The 18,594-nt window shown below is 67.2% G+C and carries 22 protein-coding genes; 9 read left to right on the plus strand and 13 right to left on the minus strand.

Annotated features, from left to right (window positions below; all coding sequences use genetic code 11):
* The first annotated feature begins 51 nt into the window (after nt 1-51).
* Nucleotides 52-1,947: a 1-deoxy-D-xylulose-5-phosphate synthase gene (gene dxs / locus NJG22_RS01705; RefSeq protein WP_253092023.1), complete on the plus strand. Its 1,896-nt coding sequence runs from the start codon at nt 52-54 to the stop codon at nt 1,945-1,947.
* A gap of 105 nt (nt 1,948-2,052) precedes the next feature.
* Nucleotides 2,053-3,909 carry a TonB-dependent receptor gene (locus NJG22_RS01710; RefSeq protein ID WP_253092025.1) on the plus strand — a complete coding sequence of 619 codons (1,857 nt, stop codon included), beginning with the start codon at nt 2,053-2,055 and terminating at the stop codon, nt 3,907-3,909.
* Here NJG22_RS01710 and NJG22_RS01715 read toward each other — a convergent pair.
* The 12 genes from NJG22_RS01715 to nrdR form a co-directional block, all read right to left on the minus strand.
* A complete protein-coding gene (locus tag NJG22_RS01715) occupies nt 3,887-4,696 on the minus strand; it encodes a cobalamin-binding protein (protein WP_253092027.1) in 810 nt (269 codons plus the stop codon). The genes NJG22_RS01710 and NJG22_RS01715 overlap by 23 nt on opposite strands.
* Nucleotides 4,696-5,115: an MFS transporter gene (locus NJG22_RS01720; RefSeq protein ID WP_217850593.1), complete on the minus strand. Its 420-nt coding sequence runs from the start codon at nt 5,113-5,115 to the stop codon at nt 4,696-4,698. The genes NJG22_RS01715 and NJG22_RS01720 overlap by 1 nt, the downstream gene beginning before the upstream one ends.
* Nucleotides 5,112-5,729, minus strand: coding sequence for a GTP cyclohydrolase II (gene ribA, locus NJG22_RS01725; protein WP_253092029.1), 618 nt, complete (start codon nt 5,727-5,729; stop codon nt 5,112-5,114). The genes NJG22_RS01720 and ribA overlap by 4 nt, the downstream gene beginning before the upstream one ends.
* 257 nt (nt 5,730-5,986) lie before the next feature.
* Nucleotides 5,987-6,730 (minus strand): transporter substrate-binding domain-containing protein, encoded by a 744-nt coding sequence (locus NJG22_RS01730; RefSeq protein ID WP_253092031.1) that lies wholly within the window; start codon nt 6,728-6,730, stop codon nt 5,987-5,989.
* A gap of 16 nt (nt 6,731-6,746) precedes the next feature.
* Nucleotides 6,747-7,250, minus strand: a complete 504-nt coding sequence (locus NJG22_RS01735) for a phosphatidylglycerophosphatase A (protein WP_253092033.1) — start codon at nt 7,248-7,250, stop codon at nt 6,747-6,749.
* Entirely contained in the window at nt 7,247-8,203 is a 957-nt protein-coding gene (thiL, locus tag NJG22_RS01740; protein WP_253092035.1) for a thiamine-phosphate kinase, read from the minus strand. The genes NJG22_RS01735 and thiL overlap by 4 nt, the downstream gene beginning before the upstream one ends.
* Nucleotides 8,204-8,221: 18 nt before the next feature.
* On the minus strand, nt 8,222-8,722 hold the full coding sequence (nusB, locus tag NJG22_RS01745; RefSeq protein ID WP_186657359.1) for a transcription antitermination factor NusB: 501 nt from the start codon (nt 8,720-8,722) through the stop codon (nt 8,222-8,224).
* The gene (gene ribE / locus NJG22_RS01750; protein ID WP_103448796.1) at nt 8,719-9,195 is read right to left on the minus strand and encodes a 6,7-dimethyl-8-ribityllumazine synthase; all 477 of its coding nucleotides are present in this window, start codon (nt 9,193-9,195) and stop codon (nt 8,719-8,721) included. Before ribE ends, nusB begins: the two co-directional genes overlap by 4 nt.
* Nucleotides 9,196-9,286: 91 nt before the next feature.
* Nucleotides 9,287-10,378 (minus strand): bifunctional 3,4-dihydroxy-2-butanone-4-phosphate synthase/GTP cyclohydrolase II, encoded by a 1,092-nt coding sequence (gene ribBA / locus NJG22_RS01755; protein WP_217850601.1) that lies wholly within the window; start codon nt 10,376-10,378, stop codon nt 9,287-9,289.
* Nucleotides 10,379-10,396: 18 nt separating this feature from the next.
* Nucleotides 10,397-11,062, minus strand: coding sequence for a riboflavin synthase (locus NJG22_RS01760; RefSeq protein ID WP_217850603.1), 666 nt, complete (start codon nt 11,060-11,062; stop codon nt 10,397-10,399).
* A gap of 54 nt (nt 11,063-11,116) precedes the next feature.
* A complete protein-coding gene (ribD, locus tag NJG22_RS01765) occupies nt 11,117-12,244 on the minus strand; it encodes a bifunctional diaminohydroxyphosphoribosylaminopyrimidine deaminase/5-amino-6-(5-phosphoribosylamino)uracil reductase RibD (protein WP_253092036.1) in 1,128 nt (375 codons plus the stop codon).
* 2 nt (nt 12,245-12,246) lie between these two features.
* Complete coding sequence (gene nrdR, locus NJG22_RS01770) at nt 12,247-12,711, minus strand: transcriptional regulator NrdR (protein ID WP_009685710.1); 465 nt, start codon at nt 12,709-12,711, stop codon at nt 12,247-12,249.
* A 105-nt stretch (nt 12,712-12,816) separates the two neighbouring features.
* On the opposite strand from nrdR, the gene NJG22_RS01775 reads away from it, so the two are divergent.
* From NJG22_RS01775 to trxA, 3 genes are read left to right on the plus strand one after another with little or no spacing between them, the layout of a single operon-like run.
* Nucleotides 12,817-13,269, plus strand: a complete 453-nt coding sequence (locus tag NJG22_RS01775; RefSeq protein ID WP_253092037.1) for a YbaY family lipoprotein — start codon at nt 12,817-12,819, stop codon at nt 13,267-13,269.
* Entirely contained in the window at nt 13,270-13,929 is a 660-nt protein-coding gene (locus NJG22_RS01780) for a 50S ribosomal protein L11 methyltransferase (RefSeq protein ID WP_253092039.1), read from the plus strand. It begins immediately after the preceding gene.
* 31 nt (nt 13,930-13,960) lie between these two features.
* Nucleotides 13,961-14,848: a thioredoxin gene (trxA, locus tag NJG22_RS01785; RefSeq protein WP_253092040.1), complete on the plus strand. Its 888-nt coding sequence runs from the start codon at nt 13,961-13,963 to the stop codon at nt 14,846-14,848.
* A 114-nt stretch (nt 14,849-14,962) separates the two neighbouring features.
* Here trxA and NJG22_RS01790 read toward each other — a convergent pair whose 3' ends face one another.
* Complete coding sequence (locus NJG22_RS01790) at nt 14,963-15,307, minus strand: hypothetical protein (protein WP_217850612.1); 345 nt, start codon at nt 15,305-15,307, stop codon at nt 14,963-14,965.
* A gap of 135 nt (nt 15,308-15,442) precedes the next feature.
* On the opposite strand from NJG22_RS01790, the gene NJG22_RS01795 reads away from it, so the two are divergent.
* From NJG22_RS01795 to NJG22_RS01810, 4 genes are read left to right on the plus strand one after another with little or no spacing between them, the layout of a single operon-like run.
* Nucleotides 15,443-15,991 (plus strand): DUF2796 domain-containing protein, encoded by a 549-nt coding sequence (locus NJG22_RS01795; protein WP_253092042.1) that lies wholly within the window; start codon nt 15,443-15,445, stop codon nt 15,989-15,991.
* On the plus strand, nt 15,992-16,702 hold the full coding sequence (locus NJG22_RS01800) for an ABC transporter ATP-binding protein (protein WP_253092044.1): 711 nt from the start codon (nt 15,992-15,994) through the stop codon (nt 16,700-16,702).
* Entirely contained in the window at nt 16,702-17,967 is a 1,266-nt protein-coding gene (locus NJG22_RS01805; protein WP_217850618.1) for an ABC transporter permease, read from the plus strand. Before NJG22_RS01800 ends, NJG22_RS01805 begins: the two co-directional genes overlap by 1 nt.
* 7 nt (nt 17,968-17,974) lie before the next feature.
* Nucleotides 17,975-18,508 (plus strand): DUF3299 domain-containing protein, encoded by a 534-nt coding sequence (locus NJG22_RS01810; RefSeq protein ID WP_253092046.1) that lies wholly within the window; start codon nt 17,975-17,977, stop codon nt 18,506-18,508.
* The last annotated feature ends 86 nt before the right edge of the window (nt 18,509-18,594 follow it).

Here is an 18,594-nt window from a genome sequence, read left to right on the forward strand (position 1 = left end):
TTCCCACAATGGGGTAAACTGCCGCGTCTTCACACTATAACGACACGCCTGATGCCCACGACGTTTCAAGAGATCCCCCGCGAACGCCCGGTCACGCCGTTGCTGGACCGCGCCGACACGCCCGCCGGCCTGCGCCGGCTGGCCGAAGCCGACCTGGAGACCCTGGCCGACGAGCTGCGCCAGGAGCTGCTCTATACCGTTGGTCAGACCGGTGGGCATTTTGGTGCTGGCCTGGGCGTCATCGAGCTGACGATCGCCCTGCACTACGTCTTCGATACCCCGGATGATCGGCTGGTGTGGGACGTCGGCCACCAGGCCTACCCGCACAAGATCCTCACCGGGCGCCGTGAGCGCATGCTCAGCCTGCGCCAGAAGGACGGCATCGCCGCCTTCCCGCGCCGCAGCGAGAGCGAGTACGACACCTTCGGCGTCGGCCATTCCAGCACCTCGATCAGCGCCGCCCTGGGCATGGCCATCGCCGCCCGCCTGCAAAACGAGGCGCGTAAATCCATCGCGGTGATCGGCGACGGCGCACTGACCGCCGGCATGGCCTTCGAAGCGCTGAACCACGCGCAGGAAGTGGACGCCGACATGCTGGTGATCCTCAACGACAACGACATGTCGATTTCGCGCAACGTCGGCGGCCTGTCCAACTACCTGGCCAAGATCCTCTCCAGCCGCACCTACGCCAGCATGCGCGAGGGCAGCAAGAAGGTCCTGTCGCGCCTGCCCGGTGCCTGGGAAATCGCCCGCCGCACCGAGGAGTACGCCAAGGGCATGCTGGTGCCCGGCACCCTGTTCGAGGAGCTGGGCTGGAACTACATCGGCCCGATCGACGGCCACGACCTGCCGACCCTGATCGCCACCCTGCGCAACATGCGCGACCTCAAGGGCCCGCAGTTCCTGCACGTGGTGACCAAGAAGGGCAAGGGCTTCGCCCCGGCCGAGATCGACCCGATCGGCTACCACGCCATCACCAAGCTGGAACCGGCCGACAAGCCCGTCGCGCCGAAAAAGCCCAGCGGGCCAAAGTACGCCTCGGTGTTCGGCCAATGGCTGTGCGACATGGCCGCCGCCGACAACCGCCTGGTGGGCATCACCCCGGCGATGAAGGAAGGCTCGGACCTGATCGACTTCAGCGAACGCTACCCCGAGCGCTACTTCGACGTGGCCATCGCCGAGCAGCACGCGGTGACCCTGGCCGCAGGCATGGCCTGCGAAGGCGCCAAGCCGGTGGTGGCGATCTACTCCACCTTCCTGCAGCGCGCCTATGACCAACTGATCCACGACGTCGCGGTGCAGGACCTCGACGTGCTGTTCGCCATCGACCGCGCCGGCCTGGTTGGCGAGGACGGCCCGACCCACGCCGGGGCCTACGACCTGTCGTACCTGCGCTGCATCCCCGGCATGCTGGTGATGACCCCAAGCGACGAGAACGAGCTGCGCAAGATGCTCAGCACCGGCCACCACTACAAGGGCCCGGCGGCAGTGCGCTACCCGCGCGGCACCGGCCCCAACGCGCCGATCAGCGGCGACCTGGAGCCCCTGGAAATCGGCAAGGGCGTGGTCCGCCGCCAAGGCAGCAAGGTCGCCCTGCTGGTGTTCGGCGTGCAGTTGGCCGAAGCCCTGCAAGTGGCCGAGAAGCTCGACGCCACGGTGGTCGACATGCGTTTCGTCAAACCACTCGACGAGGCCCTGATCCTCGAAGTCGCCGCCGGCCATGAGCTGCTGGTGACCATCGAGGAGAACGCCATCATGGGCGGCGCCGGCGCCGCCGTGGGCGAGTTCCTGGCGCGCGAGGCAGTGCTCAAGCCACTGCTGCACCTGGGGCTGCCGGACATCTACGTCGAGCATGCCAAGCCTGCGCAGATGCTCGCCGAGTGCGGGCTGGATGCGGCCGGGATCGAAGCCTCGGTCAAGGCCCGCATGGCCAAGCTCGGTCTGTAAATCTGCGGCCGCCATGCGGCCCATCGCCGGCAAAGCCGGCTCCTGCAGGGATATGTGCGGTATCTGTAGGAGCCGGCTTTGCCGGCGAACACAATCGACCGCCCTATGAAGATTCCAACCCTCACCACCCTGCTCTGCCTCCCCGCCGCCGCCCTGGCCGCCGAACCCTCCCGCGACGACGCCCTCAAGCTCCCCGACGTGCTGATCAGCGCCAGCCGCCAGGTCGAGTCGCGCAGCGCCACCAGCGCCGCCAACACGGTGTTCACCCGCGCCGACATCGACCGCCTGCAACCAAGCGGCGTCACCGACCTGCTGGCCCGCGTCCCCGGCGTGCAAGTGGCCCCGAGCGGCGGCCGCGGCAGCCTGCCTGGCATCTTCATCCGTGGCACCAAGGCCGCCCAGACCCTGGTGCTGGTGGACGGCGTGCGTATCGCCAATGCCACCTCCGGCGACAGCGGCCTGCAGTTCCTCGACGTCGACCAGATCGAACGGGTGGAAGTACTGCGTGGTTCGCGCTCGGCGGTGTACGGCAGCGATGCCATCGGCGGGGTGATCCAGATCTTCACCCGCCGCGGCACTGGCCAGGGCCTGCAACCGCGCCTGCGCCTGGCCGCCGGTAGCCACCAGGCCTGGCAACGCAGCCTGGGGCTGTCCGCTGGCAATGGCGCGACCCGTTTCAACCTTGGCGCGAGCCTGGACGAGACCGCTGGCATCGACTCGACCCGGGCCTCTTACCCCAGCGACGGCGACCATGACGCCTACCGCAACCGCGCGCTGAACCTGAGCCTGAGCCATGCCTTCAATGAACGCTTCGAGGCCGGGTTGAACCTGCTCGACAGCCGTGGCCGTCGTGCGTTCGACGAGCCTCGTGGTGGCAGCCCCCAGCAGCCCTACTCGAACTACGCTGTCAGCAGCCTGGGCACTTACCTCGACGCCCAACTCGCCGAGCAGTGGCATTCGCGATTGGAGGTGGCCCACAGCGAGAACCGCGACGATAGCCGTGACAAGCTCACGCGGCAAAGCTCGCCATTCAACACCTACCGCGACCAGGCCAGCTGGCAGAACGACCTGGCCCTGGATGACGCGAACAACCTGGCGCTGGGGGGCGAGTGGTATGAGGATCGGGTGCACGCAAGCACCGACTTCAACGAGGACAGCCGCTGGAATCGCGCGGTGTTCGCCCAGCATCGCTTCCAAGGCGAGCACTTCTCGACCGAGCTTGGCGTGCGCCACGACAAGAACCAGCAGTTCGGCGGCCAGACCACCTGGAGCGGCAGCCTGACCCTGCCGCTAGACCCCGGCAATGACTTGCTGCTGTCCTACAGCGAGGGCTTTCGTGCCCCGACATTCAACGACCTCTACTACCCCGGCTTCAGCAACCCCGACCTCAAGCCGGAGCACTCCAAGTCCTATGAAGTGCAATGGCGCAGCCAGCTGACCGACAGCAGCCGCCTGGAAACCTCGTTCTATCGCACCGACTTGCGAGATGCCATCAGCTACGACACAGAGGCCAACAACATGGGCAATGTCGCCCAGGCCCGTATCAATGGCTTCGAGGTGGCGCTGGCCCAGCAATGGGGCGCCTGGACCTCTGAGCTGGGGTTGGCGTTGATCGACCCGCGCGACAAAAAAACCGGTCACACCCTTGCCCGGCGTGCACGCCGTACCCTGAGCCTGGATATCGACCGTCAATTCGAGCGGTTCAATGTCGGTGCCAGCTGGCAGGCCGTTAGCGGCAGCTACAACGACGAAACCAACAATGCCCCCATCAGTGGTTACGGGCTACTGAGCATGCGCGGCAGCTGGGCAGCCAGCGGCGAGCTGAAGCTCGACCTGAAGCTCGACAACCTGCTGGACCAGCGCTACAGCCGCACCCTCTACAGCTACCAGGGCAGCAACCACGGCTACCGCGAGGAAGGTCGCACCTGGCTGCTGAGCCTCACCTGGACACCGGCGCTTTAGCCGCGAGCAATTCACACAGGCGGGCGGTGGCCTCGATCATCTGCCCGCTGGGCCGCTCCAGGCCCTTGTCCGGCACCACCAGCAATCCCCCGTTCGCCACGGCACCGAGCTGTCGCCAGCGCCGCCAACTGGCCAACTGCGCCGCGTCACCGGCCAGGATCACCTCGGGATCGCGCAGCAACACCGACTCGACACTCACCTGCGGCGCCGGCTGGGCCAGGTCATCGAATACGTTGCGCGCGCCGCAGACGCGCAGGGCATCGCTGACCACCTGGCGCCCGCCAAGGGTATACAGCGGCTGGTCCCAGACCTGATAGAACACCCGCAGCGGCACCTCCCGCCGGTAGCGCTCGCGCAGCCCTTGCAGGCGCTTGCGCAAGGCAGCCGTGTACACCCGCCCCTGTTCGGCGCGCCCCAGGCGCTGGGCGATGGCGTCGATCTGCGCGAGCAACTGGTCGAGGTCAGCCGGCTCGCCACTGAAGGTCGCGATGCCCAGGCGCCGCAACTGCTCGCGCTGGGCCGGCGCCACGCTGCCGGGCCATAGCAGCAACAGCTCGGGCTTGAGGCTGAGCAGGCGCTCCATGTCGAGCTGGCCATGGCGCCCGACCGACGGCAGCGCCGACAACGCCGCGGGGCGCTCCCCCCCGTCGAGCAGGCCCACCAGCAGGTCGCCGGCGTCCAGTTCGAGGACGATCTCGGTCATCGATGGCGCCAGGCTGATCACCCGTGGGCCCGCCTCGGCCAGCGCCGCGAAGCCCAGCAGGATGGCGCCGAGAAACGCCCGCATCAGCCGAGCTGGCGCGGCAGGCGATAGAGGTACAGCAGCACCAGGGTGGACAGTGCCAGGAGTATCTGTGGCACTGCCTCGAGCCCGACCAGCACCGACAGCGCGGCGACCCAGGCCGGGAAACAGGCGAACAGCATGGCCAGGCGCCGTACCCGCGCCAGCTCGATCCAGGCCGCAGGCTCCTCGGCGCTACCCAAAGCCTTGTCGGTGGCGATCAGCGCCCGCTTGTAGGCGCTGAAGCGCGGCAAGCTGAGGAACATGCTGGCGGCGCCGGCGATGAACAGCGGCATGGCCAGCACCGGGATCAACGCGGCACTGGCGCCGAAGGCCCAGGCCATCACCGGCAGCGGCACCAGGCCCACCGCCAGGTATTGCCACCAGGCCAGGGCCAGCCGGCGTTTCACCTCGCCGCGGGTCACGCCTGGGGGACCTCGCCCTGGTGCTTGTTGCCCATCATGTGGCCGAGCTTGTCGGCCTTGGTGGCCAGGTACAGGCGGTTGTGCGGGTTATGCCCGGTGTGCAGCGGCACGCGTTCGGCGACCTGGATGTGCATGTCGGTCAGCGCCTTGACCTTGCGCGGGTTGTTGGTCATCAGCCGCAGCGCGGTGACCCCCAGGTGTTCGAGCATCGGCAGGCACATGGCGTAGTCGCGCTGGTCGGCGGCGAAGCCCAGGCGCTCGTTGGCCTCGACGGTATCGGCACCGCCGTCCTGCAGCTCATAGGCGCGGATCTTGTTCAACAAGCCGATGCCGCGGCCTTCCTGGCGCAGGTACAGCAGCACGCCGCGGCCTTCGCGGGCGATGGCCTGCAGCGCGGCCTCCAGTTGCGAGCCACAGTCGCAGCGCTGGCTGAACAAGGCGTCACCGGTCAGGCACTCGGAATGCAGGCGCCCCAGCACCGGTTCGCCGTCGGCGATATCACCCAGGCTGAGCACCACGTGCTCGCGGCCAGTGGCTTCGTCGAGGAAGCCATGCATGGTGAAGGTCGCAAAGGGGGTAGGGAGTTTGGAGGCGGCAACAAAGACGACGGGCACGTTGTGCTCCTGGAAGTAGGAATATTCAGATCGGCCGATTGTATCAGCAGCCCGGCGCGGGTGCGCAGGGTGAATTCGCGGGTTCAAGATCGAAAAGTTCGATGCTTATGGCGCTGCGACCAAACTCTGTGGGAGCGGCCTTGTGTCGCGATGGGCCGCAAAGCGGCCCCGAAACTCAGAGAGAAGTCAGCCATGGCTGGGGCCGCTGCGCGGCCCATCGCGACACAAGGCCGCTCCTACAAGGCCAGCGACAAGCCTCAATGCGGCTGGCTATCCACCATGAACGGATACGGCTGCTTCCAGCGCTCGAAGATCGGCTTCAGCTCACCGCTACGCACCAGTTGCGTCATGCGCCGGTCGAACAGGTCGCGCAGGGCCTGGCCCTGCTCGCTGCGGGTGAACGCCAGGTACAACGGCAGCTCGGCGACGTGGGTCCGGCGCAAGCGCTTGGGGTCGGGCGCCTGGCCCAGCACATAGTCGACCTCGGCGAGCGCGTCGATATAGAAATCGACCCGGTCATGCTCGAGCATCGCCAGGATTCCCTCGCGGCGCTGGATCTCGCGGTAGTTATGGATATTGGGCAGGTAGTTGGCGTAGTCGTAGCCGCGCACCCAGGCCAGGCGGTACTGGCCGAGGGTCTCGAGCGTGGGCAGCGGCTTGGCGGCCAGGCCCAGGGCGTAGATATGGTCCTGGTCGAAGTGCCACTGCGGATACAGGTTGTCGGCGTTCTCCTGCTGGTACGAACCGACCCAGGCATCCGCCTCGCCACGCTTCACCAGCCCGACGGCGCGGCTGTAGGGCGCGGTCTGCGCCACGACCTTGACCCCGGCCGGCTCGAACACCTTGCGCAACACATCCCAGGCCAACCCGGTGCCGTCGGCATTGGTGTAGTCGATCCAGGCCTCGCTGACCAGGCGCACCTGCCTCGGCGCCTCCTGGGCCATCACGCCCGGGCCTGCAAGCAACAGCACCCCTGCCAGTAGTACAGCCCTCAGGCCCATGGCAACGCTCCCTGTGTCAGGCCAGCGCCCACACCAGCACCTGCATGCCCAGCCAGGCGAACACGCCGGCCAGGATATCGTCGAGCATGATGCCGAAACCACCATGCACATGGCGGTCGACCCAGCGGATCGGCCAGGGCTTGAGGATGTCGAAGAAGCGGAACATCAGGAACCCCGCCAACAGCCATTGCCACCCCTCCGGCACCAGCCACAGGGTGATCCACATGCCGACGATCTCGTCCCAGACGATGCCCTCATGATCGTGCACGCGCAGGTCGTTCGCCACCTTGCCGCACAGCCAGACGCCAAACAGCATGCTGATGCCCAGCAGCAGCCAGTAGCCCCAGTCGGGCAGCATCTGCCACAGCGGGATGAACGGCAGCGCCACCAGCGAGCCCCAGGTGCCCGGGGCCTTGGGCAGGGTGCCGGAGCCGAAGCCGAAGGCGATGAAGTGCCACGGGTTGCGCCAGACCGAAGGCGGAACGAACTCCGCAGGCACCTGGTTGGGGTGGTCGGTCACGGTGTCTCCCTAAAATGTTGATAACCCCGTTGCACGGGGGTGATGTCCTGGCCTTGCGGGTCACGCAAGGTCACGCCCTGGCCGTCCAATACACGACCGATGACGTGCACCTCGCGGGCCAGGGCGGTCAGTGCGCTTTCCGGCACGGTGAACGCCAGCACGTAGTCGTCGCCACCGCTGAGCGCTGCATGCAAGGCCGCTTCACGACCGAGGAAAGCCTGTAAAGGAGCAGACACGGGGACCTGCGCCAGGTTCACCTGCAGCGCAACACCGGACGCCTTGGCGATATGCCCGCAGTCGGCCAGCAGGCCATCGGAGATATCCAGCGCCGCCGTGGCCAGGCCGCGCAGGCGCTCGCCCAGTTGCAGTTGCGGCAAGGGCGACCAGTAATGCTCGAGCAATGGCCCGGCCACATCTGCAGCCGCCTCGCGTTCGCCCAGCACCAACGGCAAGGCCCCTGCCGCATTGCCCAGGAAACCACCGACACACAGCAGGTCGCCCGGCTGCGCGCCGCTGCGGCGCAGCGCCTGGCCGGTCGGCACCCGGCCGAATACGGTCACGGTGATGCTCAACGGGCCGCGGGTGGTGTCGCCACCGATCAGGCTGATACCGCAGCGCGCGGCCATGCGGCCGAGGCCATCGGCAAAGCCGGCAAGCCATTGCGCGCCGACCTGGGGCAAGGTGAGGGCAAGGGTGAAGCCGATGGCCGTGGCCCCCATGGCCGCCAGGTCGCTGACCGCCACGGCCAGCGAGCGCTGGCCGAGCAGCAACGGGTCGCAGACTGCGGGAAAATGCACACCGGTCACGAGCGTGTCGGTGGAGATCGCCAGCTGCTCGCCGGCAGGCAGGTCCAGCAGGGCGCAGTCGTCACCGATGCCCAGGGCCACACCCTCGCCGCCCTGCGCACAAGGCGCGGCGGCAAAGTAATGACGGATCAGCTCGAACTCACCCATGGCTGGTCAGCGCTGTAGTCAGCGCTTGTTCGCCTTGACTTCCGCTTCACGCAGGCGTGGCGCCAGCTTGTCCAGCACGCCGTTGACGAACTTGTGCCCGTCGGTGGCGCCGAAGACCTTCGCCAGTTCCACACCTTCGTTGATGACGACGCGGTACGGCACGTCGGCGCGCATCATGAACTCCCAGGCCGACAGGCGCAGCACGGACAGCTCGACCGGGTCGAGTTCTTCCAGCGGGGTGTCCAGGCAGGGCTTGAGCGCTTCGTCGATCTCGACCTTCTTCGCCGGGACCCCGTGCAGGATCTCGCGGAAGTAGGCACCGTCCACGTCGGAGAAATCGTTATCGACCCGGAACTGCGCTTCCACTTCGTTCAGCGAGTGCTTGGCCATGTGCCACTGATACAGCGCCTGCGTGGCGAGCTTGCGGGCTTCGCGACGCTTGGCGCTCTTCGACGGCTTGCCGGCATCCGCAGGTTTTGGATCGCGCGGGTTGAAACGATCGCTTTCGTCGCTAATCACTTGGCCTCCAACTGCGCCAGCAGGCTGACCATTTCCAGGGCGGACAGGGCAGCTTCACCGCCTTTGTTGCCAGCCTTGGTGCCGGAACGCTCGATGGCTTGCTCGATGGAATCGACGGTCAGCACGCCGAAGGCCACCGGTACACCGAACTCCATGGACACCTGGGCCAGGCCCTTGGTGCATTCGCCCGCGACGTATTCGAAGTGCGGGGTACCGCCACGGATCACGGCGCCCAGGGCGATGATCGCGTTGTACTCGCCTTGCTGGGCGACCTTCTGGGCCACCAGCGGGATTTCGAAGGCGCCCGGGGCACGGATGATGGTGATGTCGCTTTCGCTGACACCGTGGCGTACCAGGGTATCAACGGCGCCGCTTACCAGGCTTTCGACGACGAAGCTGTTGAAGCGGCCAACCACCAAAGCATAGCGACCTTTGGGGGCGATGAAGGTACCTTCGATGGTCTTCAGGGTCATTCCGGTGTTCTCATCTTCAAGAGCGAGGCCGCGCAGCGGCGGCCTCGGGAGGGTTTGGACTCGAGCGGGAGGGCGATCAGGCCGCCTCAAGTCACTCGGAGGGCACGTATTCTACAACTTCCAGATCGAATCCGGATATCGCATTGAACTTCATTGGCGAACTCATCAGGCGCATCTTGCGCACACCGAGGTCGCGCAGGATCTGCGAACCGGCGCCGACGGTGCTGTAGGTGGTCGGTGCCTTGGTCGGTGCATCGCCCGCGCTTTCGCGGATGTGCGCCAGCAGCACGTCGCCGTCCAGCGGGTGGCCCAGCAGCAGCACCACGCCACTGCCGGCCTCGGCCACGGCGCTCATCGCCGCGCGCAGGCTCCAGCGGCCCGGCTGCTTGACCATCAGCAGGTCGCGCAGCGGATCCATGTTGTGCACACGCACCAGGGTCGGCTCCTCGGCGCAGATCTTGCCCAGGGTCAAGGCCATGTGCACGTCGCCTTCCACCGCGTCGCGGTAGGTGACCAGGTTGAACTGGCCCAGCTCGCTGTCCAGCGGTTGCTCGGAGACGCGCTGCACGGTGCGCTCGTGGATCATGCGGTAGTGGATCAGGTCGGCGATGGTGCCGATCTTCAGGTTGTGCTCGGCGGCGAACACTTCCAGCTCGGCACGGCGCGACATGGTGCCGTCGTCGTTCATCACCTCGCAGATCACCCCGCTCGGCTCGAAGCCGGCCATGCGCGCCAGGTCGCAGGCCGCCTCGGTGTGGCCGGCGCGGGCCAGGGTGCCGCCGGGCTGGGCCATCAGCGGGAAGATATGGCCAGGGCTGACGATATCGTCGGCCTTGGCGTCCTTGGCCGCGGCGGCCTGCACGGTGCGTGCGCGGTCCGCGGCGGAGATGCCGGTGGTGACGCCTTCGGCAGCTTCGATCGACACGGTGAACTTGGTGCCGAAGCCCGAGCCGTTGCGCGGGGCCATCAGCGGCAGCTTGAGGGTTTCGCAGCGCTCGCGGGTCATCGGCATGCAGATCAGGCCACGGCCATGCTTGGCCATGAAGTTGATGTGCTCGGCCTGGCAACACTCGGCGGCCATGATGATGTCGCCTTCATTCTCACGGTCTTCGTCGTCCATGAGGATGACCATTTTGCCCTGGCGGATGTCTTCGACCAGTTCTTCGATGCTGTTGAGCGCCACGCGGCACCCCCTTCTCAATCAGGATTTCAAGAAGCCGTTGGCGGCCAGGAAGCTTTCGGTGATGCCACTGCCCTTGCTCGGTTCGGCGGCCTTGTCGCCCAGCAGCAGGCGCTCCAGGTAACGGGCCAGCAGGTCGACCTCAAGGTTAACCCGACGCCCTGGGCGGTAGTCGGCCATGATGGTTTCGGACAGGGTGTGCGGGACGATGGTCAGCTCGAACTCGGCGCCGTCGACCTCGTTGACCGTCAGGCTGGTGCCGTCGACGGTGATCGAACCCTTGTGGGCGATGTACTTGGCCAGCTCTTTCGGGGCACGCACCCGGAACTGGATGGCGCGGGCGTTATCGGCACGCGAGACGATCTCGCCGACGCCGTCGACATGGCCGCTGACCAGGTGGCCGCCCAGGCGGGTGGTCGGGGTCAGGGCCTTTTCCAGGTTGACCCGGCTGCCGCTCTTGAGGTCGACCATGGCGGTGCGCTTGAGGGTCTCGACGCTGACATCGGCCCAGAAGCCATTGCCAGGCAGCTCGACGGCGGTCAGGCACACGCCGTTGACGGCGATGCTGTCGCCGAGCTTGACGTCGCCCAGGTCGAGCTTGCCGGTTTCGACGTAGACGCGCACGTCACCGCCCTTGGGGGTGAGGCTGCGGATGGTGCCGATGGATTCGATGATGCCGGTGAACATGGTGTTCTCCTCAAATACGGGCTGCGCCACGGTCTGTACGGCGCAAGCCAGGCATTATACGCCGCTGGCCGGCAGGGGGACGGCAGTGACCCGCCAGTCATCGCCGACCGCGCGCATTTCGGTGATTTTCAGCCGCGGCGCCTCGCTCATCTTCGCCAGCGGCCAGTCCAGCAGCGGGCGTGCGGCGGAGCCGAGGAAGGTGCCGGCGACGAACAGCTGGTACTCGTCGACCAGGCCCAGGCGGGCGAACGCGCCCACCAGGCCGGCGCCGGCCTCCAGCAGGATTTCGTTGACGCCGCGGGCGGCCAGGGCGCGCAGCAAGGCCGGCAGGTCGACGCGGCCGTCGTCCCCCGGCAGGTTGAGCAGCTCGTGACCGGCGGCGGCATAGCGCGGATCAGCGCCCGCGGCGCTGACCACCAACGCCGGGCCGGCCTGGAAAAACGCCGCGTCCAGCGGCAGGCGCAGACGCCCGTCGACCAGCACGCGCAGTGGCGGGCGCGCCACGGCCAGGGCGGTGAGCTCATCATCCAGGCCCAGTTCCGCGCCGCGCACGGTCATCCGCGCGTTGTCGCACAGCACGCTCTCGGCGCTGGTCAGCACCACGCTGGAACGGGCGCGCAAGCGCTGCACCGCGGCCCGCGCCGCCGGGCCGGTGATCCACTGGCTCTCGCCGCTGGCCATGGCGGTGCGCCCATCCAGGCTCATGGCCAGCTTGGCCCGCACGAACGGCAAGCCATGCTCCATGCGCTTGAGAAAACCGGGGTTGAGCGCGCGGGCCTCGGCCTCGAGCACGCCGCTGGCCACGGCGATGCCGGCCTCGCGCAGGCGCCGCAGGCCATTGCCGGCCACTTGCGGGTTAGGGTCTTGCATGGCCGCCACCACCCGGGCCACGCCGGCCTTGACCAGCGCCTCGGCGCACGGCGGCGTGCGGCCATGGTGGCTGCACGGCTCGAGGGTCACGTAGGCGCAGGCGCCACGGGCACGCTCGCCGGCCTGGCGCAACGCATGCACCTCGGCGTGCGGTTCGCCGGCGCGTACATGCCAGCCCTCGCCAACCACCTCGCCGTCGCGCACGATCACACAGCCTACGCGCGGGTTGGGGTGGGTGCTGTAGAGGCCCTTGCGGGCCAGTTCCACGGCCCGGGCCATGTAGTGGGCGTCGAGAATGGCTTGGCTGGACATGCTTACTCTTTGGCTGGCTCGCGGGCCAGGCGGTCGATTTCTTCGCGGAATTCGTCGAGGTCCTGGAAGCGCCGGTAGACCGAGGCGAAACGAATATAGGCGACTTCGTCGAGCTTGCGCAGCTCGGCCATCACCATCTCGCCGACCACCAGCGACTTGACCTCGCGCTCGCCGGTGGCGCGCAGGCGGCTCTTGATATGCGCCAACGCCGCTTCCAGGCGCTCGACGCTGACCGGGCGCTTTTCCAGGGCGCGCTGCATGCCGGCACGCAGCTTGTCTTCGTCGAAGGGCTGGCGGGTGCCGTCCTGCTTGATCAGGCGGGGCAGGACCAGTTCGGCGGTTTCGAATGTGGTGAAGCGCTCGCCGCAGGCGACGCACTCACGGCGGCGACGCACCTGTTCGCCCTCGGCGACCAGGCGCGAGTCGATGACCTTGGTGTCGTTGGCACCGCAAAAGGGACAGTGCATGGTGGCAGGCAACAAAAAAAGGGAGGGCCATGGTAGCGCATTGCACTGGCAAGACAAGCCAAAGGGGTTACCATCCATGCAAATCTGCCCGTGAAGGATCATCCCATGCACTATCGAGCGCTCGTCGTGCTGTGCTGCGCCGCCCTGCTCGCCGCCTGCGGCAGCGACCGGCCCAAGCCCGAACAGGCCCCGCCGCCGGCACCGGCCAAGGTGGCGAAGAAAACCCAGCCGCTGGGGCCACTGCCGGCCTACCAGCGCGAGCTCAGCGGCACCCTGATCGATATTCCCGCCGGCGCCGACGTGGAACTGGCCCTGCTGGTCATCGATGAGCGCGGCCGCCCGCAGCGCCTGCTGGCCAGCAGCAACCTGACCGGCACCGGCCAGGCCCTGCCCTACCAGTTACGCTTCAACCCCGAGGCCTTCCCGGCCGGTGCCCGTGTCGAGCTGCGCGGCCGCGCCAGCCGCTCCGGCCAGTTGATCCTGCACCTGCAACCGGTACGTATTGCCCAGGCACAGACCCAGGCCACCGGCCCACTGCGCTTCGAAAAGGCCCCATAAATGGCGCCACACGCCCTGCAGCAGGCCCTCAGCGGCCTGATCGGCGAAGCGCGGCTGGTGGTCAGCGACCTGCCCGGCTGCGCGCTGAAGCTCTGGCTGATCGACGACCAGAACATGGACCGCGCCTTCAGCAGCGAGGAAACCCGGCGCATCCTTGAAGAGCCGCCCTACTGGAGCTTCTGCTGGGCCAGCGGCCTGGCCATGGCCCGCTACCTGGCCGAACGGCCGGCCTGGGTGCGCGGCAAGCGGGTGCTGGATTTCGGCGCCGGCTCCGGCATCGCCGGGATCGCCGCCGCCCAGGCGGGTGCGCTGGAGGTGGTGGCCTGCGACCTCGACCCGCTGGCCCTGGACGCCTGCCGGGCCAATGCGGCGCTCAACGGCGTCGAGCTGAGCTACAGCAGCGATTTTTTCGCCGAGGCCGACCGCTTCGACCTGGTCCTGGTCGCCGACGTCCTGTACGACCGCGCCAACCTGCCGCTGCTGGACCAGTTCCTCAGCCGCGCGCGCCAGGCGCTGGTCGCCGACTCGCGGGTCCGCGACTTCAACCATCCGCTGTACCGCCCGCTCGGGGTGCTCGAGGCGCTGACCTTGCCGGACCTGGCCGAGCCGCACGAATTCCGCCGGGTCAGCCTGTACCACGCCAGCCGCGAGCCTTTATAGTGGTGGCATTCACGGATTTGCGAGAGTCACGATGAGCCAAGCTCCTGATAACACAAGCCTACCGTTTATCTTCGATGCCACCGACGCCACCTTCCAGCAACTGGTCATCGAGAACTCCTTCCACAAGCCGGTGCTGGTCGACTTCTGGGCCGAGTGGTGCGCGCCGTGCAAGGCGCTGATGCCGCTGCTGGCGAAGATTACCGAGGGCTACCAGGGCGAATTGCTGCTGGCCAAGGTCAACTGCGATGTCGAGCAACAGGTCGTCGCCCAGTTCGGCATCCGCAGCTTGCCGACCGTGGTGCTGTTCAAGGATGGCCAGCCGGTCGACGGTTTTGCCGGCGCGCAACCCGAGTCGGCCATTCGCGCCATGCTCGAACCCCATGTACAGATGCCCGCGGCCCCTGTCGCCGCGCCGCTGGAGCAGGCCAAGGCACTGTTCGCCGAAAGCCGTTTCAGCGAGGCCGAGGCGCTGCTGCAGGTGCTGCTGGGTGAAGACAACAGCAATGCCGAGGCGCTGATCCTCTATGCCCGCTGCCTGGCCGAACGTGGTGAACTGGGCGAGGCCCAGGTGGTGCTGGACGCGGTCAAGACCGACGAGCACAAGGCCGCCCTGGCCGGCGCCAAGGCCCAGCTGACCTTCCTGCGCCAGGCCGCCACGCTGCCGGAGGCCGCCGAGCTGAAGAGCCGCCTGGCGCAGAACCCGCAGGACGACCAGGCCAGCTACCAGCTATGCATCCAGCAGCTGGCGCGCCAGCAGTACGAAGCGGCGCTGGATGGGCTGCTGAAGCTGTTCCAGCGCAATCGCGGCTATGAGAATGGCTTGCCGCAGAAAGCCTTGCTGCAGGTGTTCGAACTGCTGGGCAACGAGCATCCGCTGGTCGGCGTGTACCGTCGCAAGCTCTCGGCAGCGATGTTCTAGATAAACCGCTGTTCGCCAGCAAGGCTGGCTCCTACAGGTATCACGCCGCCCGCATGATGGGGCCATGCACTGTGTAGGAGCCAGCCTTGCTGGCCAATGGCAGCAACACGGCGGTCACCCCACCCAGTGATACACCGGCGCATCCGCGCCACTTTCCACCTTGACCTCACTGCTGTGGCGCAAGCGCACCAGCAATCGCTTGCCTGCCGCGACACTGCCAGCCAGCCCTTCCAGGCGCTCCAGCAACTCCGGCCCGCCCATCTGCCCGGCCTGGCGCAGTACCTCGCGCGCGGCCAGCCACTGCCCGTCATCCTGGCGCGGCGCTAGACCTGCGCTGGCCTGAACGGCCTCGACCACGGCAGGCGCTTCCAGGCGCCGTCCCAGCTGCGCCCACTCTTCAGGCGCCAGCTCGATGGTCAAGTCCACCGGCCAGTCACCGATCTGTCCACGAATTCTCACGCTGCCTTCCTCGATCCTGAGCTTGAATGCAGCCATGCTCCCACGAACATGAAACCTGTGCCAGGCAGGCTGGCGAGACAAATAAAAGTTGTTATAACATTACCAAATCATTCCAAGCCGCCCCTGGAGTCGTCCATGCGTCGTCTGTTGCTCGCCTTGCCCTTCGCCCTGTTGCCCCTGGCCGTGGCCCATGCCCACGACGACCATGATCACGACCATGCCCATGGCACCCTCGGCGCCCATGAGCACGGCGTGGCCAAACTCAACGCGGTGCTCGACGGCAACACCCTGGAGCTTGAGCTGGACAGCCCCGCGATGAACCTGGTCGGCTTCGAGCACACCCCCAGCAGCGCCGCCGATAAGGCCAAGGTCGCCGCCGCCCGCCAGCAACTGGAACAACCGCTGACACTGTTCGGCCTGGCCCCAGCCGCCGCCTGCAAGGACGACGCCCAGGAGCTGCAAAGCCCGCTGTTCGAAGCCTCCGAGCAACACGGCCACAGCCACGCCGACATCAACGCGCATTACCAGTTGGCCTGCGCGGCCCCGGCCAAACTCAGCCAGATCGACCTTGGCCCCTTGTTCAAGGCCTTCCCGCAAACCCAGAAGATCACCGTGCAGCTGATCGGCCCGAACGGCCAGAAAGGCGTGGAGGCGACGCCTGCCAAGGCCGTGGTCGCATTCTGAATGGGCCAGCCGCTGATCGAACTGCGTGACCTGGTGTTCGCCTGGCCCGGCCAGGCGCCGCTGCTGGATATCCCGGCGTTGCGCCTGGAGGCTGGCGAGGCGCTGTTCCTCAAGGGCCCCAGCGGCAGCGGCAAGACCACCTTGCTGGGCCTGCTCGGCGGGGTCAACCGCCCAGGCCAGGGCAGCATCGAGCTGCTTGGCCAGGACTTGGCGAGCCTGGGCCAAGGTGCCCGCGATCGTTTCCGTGTCGATCACACCGGCTACATCTTCCAGCAGTTCAACCTGCTGCCGTTTCTCTCGGTGCGCGAGAACGTCGAACTGCCCTGCCGCTTCTCGAAAAGCCGGGCGGCGCGGGCCTGCCAACGCCATGGCGGCATCGACCAGGCCGCCGCCCAATTGCTCGCCCACCTTGGCCTGGACGACCCGGCATTGCTCGCGCGCCGCGCCGACAGCCTGTCGATCGGCCAACAGCAGCGGGTGGCCGCCGCTCGTGCGCTGATCGGCCAGCCGGAGCTGGTAATCGCCGACGAACCCACTTCGGCGCTCGACGCCGACAACCGCGAGGCCTTTATCCGCCTGCTGTTCGAAGAATGCCGTGCGGCCGGTGCCAGCCTGCTGTTCGTCAGCCACGACCAGAGCCTGGCGCCGCTGTTCGACCGTCACCTGTCGCTGGCCGAACTCAACCGCGCCGCCACGCCCCGGGAGGCCTGATGTACCTGCTCCGCCTTGCCCTGGCCAGCCTGGCCAACCGCCGCTTCAGCGCCTTGCTGACCGCCTTCGCCATAGCCCTCTCGGTGTGCCTGCTGCTGGCGGTGGAACGGGTCCGCACCGAAGCCCGCGCCAGCTTCGCCAGCACCATCAGCGGTACCGACCTGATCGTCGGCGCGCGCTCAGGGTCGGTGAACCTGCTGTTGTACTCGGTGTTTCGCATCGGCAACGCCACCAACAACATCCGCTGGGACAGCTACCAGCATTACGCCCAGGATCCCCGGGTGAAGTGGGCGATCCCCATCTCGCTGGGCGACTCGCACCGGGGCTACCGGGTACTGGGCACCACCGGCGACTATTTCAGCCATTACCAGTACGGCCGTCGCCAGCACCTGGCGCTGGACCAGGGTCGGCCCTTCGCCGACGACCCCTTCGAGGTGGTACTCGGCGCCGAAGTCGCCGAGGCGCTGCACTACAAGCTGGGCGACACCTTGGTTTTGGCCCACGGTGTCGCCGCCATCAGCCTGGTCAAGCACGACGACAAGCCCTTCACCGTGGTCGGCGTGCTCAAGCGCACCGGCACGCCCGTGGACCGCACCCTGCACATCAGCCTGGGCGGCATGGAGGCGATCCATATCGACTGGCACAACGGCGTGCCAGCCCGCGGCGCCGGGCGCATCAGCGCCGAACAGGCGCGCAGCATGGACTTGCAGCCCAGCGCCATCACCGCTTTCATGCTCGGGCTCAACAGCAAGATCGCCACCTTCAGCCTGCAGCGCGAGATCAACGAGTTCCGCGGCGAGCCGCTGCTGGCGATTCTCCCCGGCGTGGCCCTGCAGGAGCTGTGGAGCCTGATGGGCACCGCCGAGCAGGCGCTGTTCGTGGTGTCGCTGTTCGTCGTGCTGACCGGCTTGATCGGCATGCTCACGGCCATCCTCACCAGCCTCAACGAACGCCGCCGGGAAATGGCCATCCTGCGCTCCGTGGGCGCGCGGCCCTGGCATATCGCCGGGCTGCTGGTGCTGGAGGCCCTGGCCCTGGCCCTGGCCGGGATCGCCGCCGGGCTAGGCTTGCTGTACGCGGGGATCGCCCTGGCGCAAGGCTATGTGCAGGCCAACTACGGTCTGTACCTGCCGCTGGCCTGGCCCAGCACCCACGAATGGACGCTGCTGGCGATCATCCTCGGCGCGGCGCTGCTGATGGGCAGCGTGCCAGCCTGGCGCGCCTATCGGCAGTCGCTGGCCGATGGCCTGTCGATTCACCTGTGAGAATGCCATGACCCTGCAAGCCCGCGCCTACCCCGCCTGGATACTGCTCGCGCTACTGTGGCTGCCCCTTGCCTGCTGGGCGGCGGAACCTCGCGAACTGGACTGGCCCGCACTGATCCCCGAGGGCGCCCCGGTCATCCCAGCGCAACTGACGCCGCTGCATGACCTGTCGCAGATCAGCAGTGCGCTCGCCGAGTCCGCCCCCGCCGCCCGCCAGCAAGCGCCCGACGCCCCGGTGGTAAAGGCGCTGGACGGCCAGGCGGTGAAGATCCCCGGCTACATCGTGCCCCTGGAGGTCAGCGAAGAAGGCCGCACCACCGAATTCCTGCTGGTGCCCTACTACGGCGCCTGCATCCACGTGCCGCCACCACCGTCGAACCAGATCGTGCACATCTTCAGCGAAATGGGCGTGCGTATCGAGGACCTCTACCAGCCGTACTGGATCGAGGGCACGCTGAACGTCAAGGCAAGCAGCAGCGAACTGGCCGACGCCGGTTACCAGATGGAAGCCGAGAAAATCTACGCCTATGAGCTGAAGTGAGCACTGTTGCCAGCCAATGACGTGGCTTCGTTGAGCTGGGTCAAACTTTCTGTTTAGTCAGCTTCGTACCATTGGACTACTCGATT

The sequence above is a fragment of the Pseudomonas sp. VA159-2 genome (assembly GCF_024126635.1).
Taxonomy (GTDB): Bacteria; Pseudomonadota; Gammaproteobacteria; order Pseudomonadales; family Pseudomonadaceae; genus Aquipseudomonas; species Aquipseudomonas muyukensis.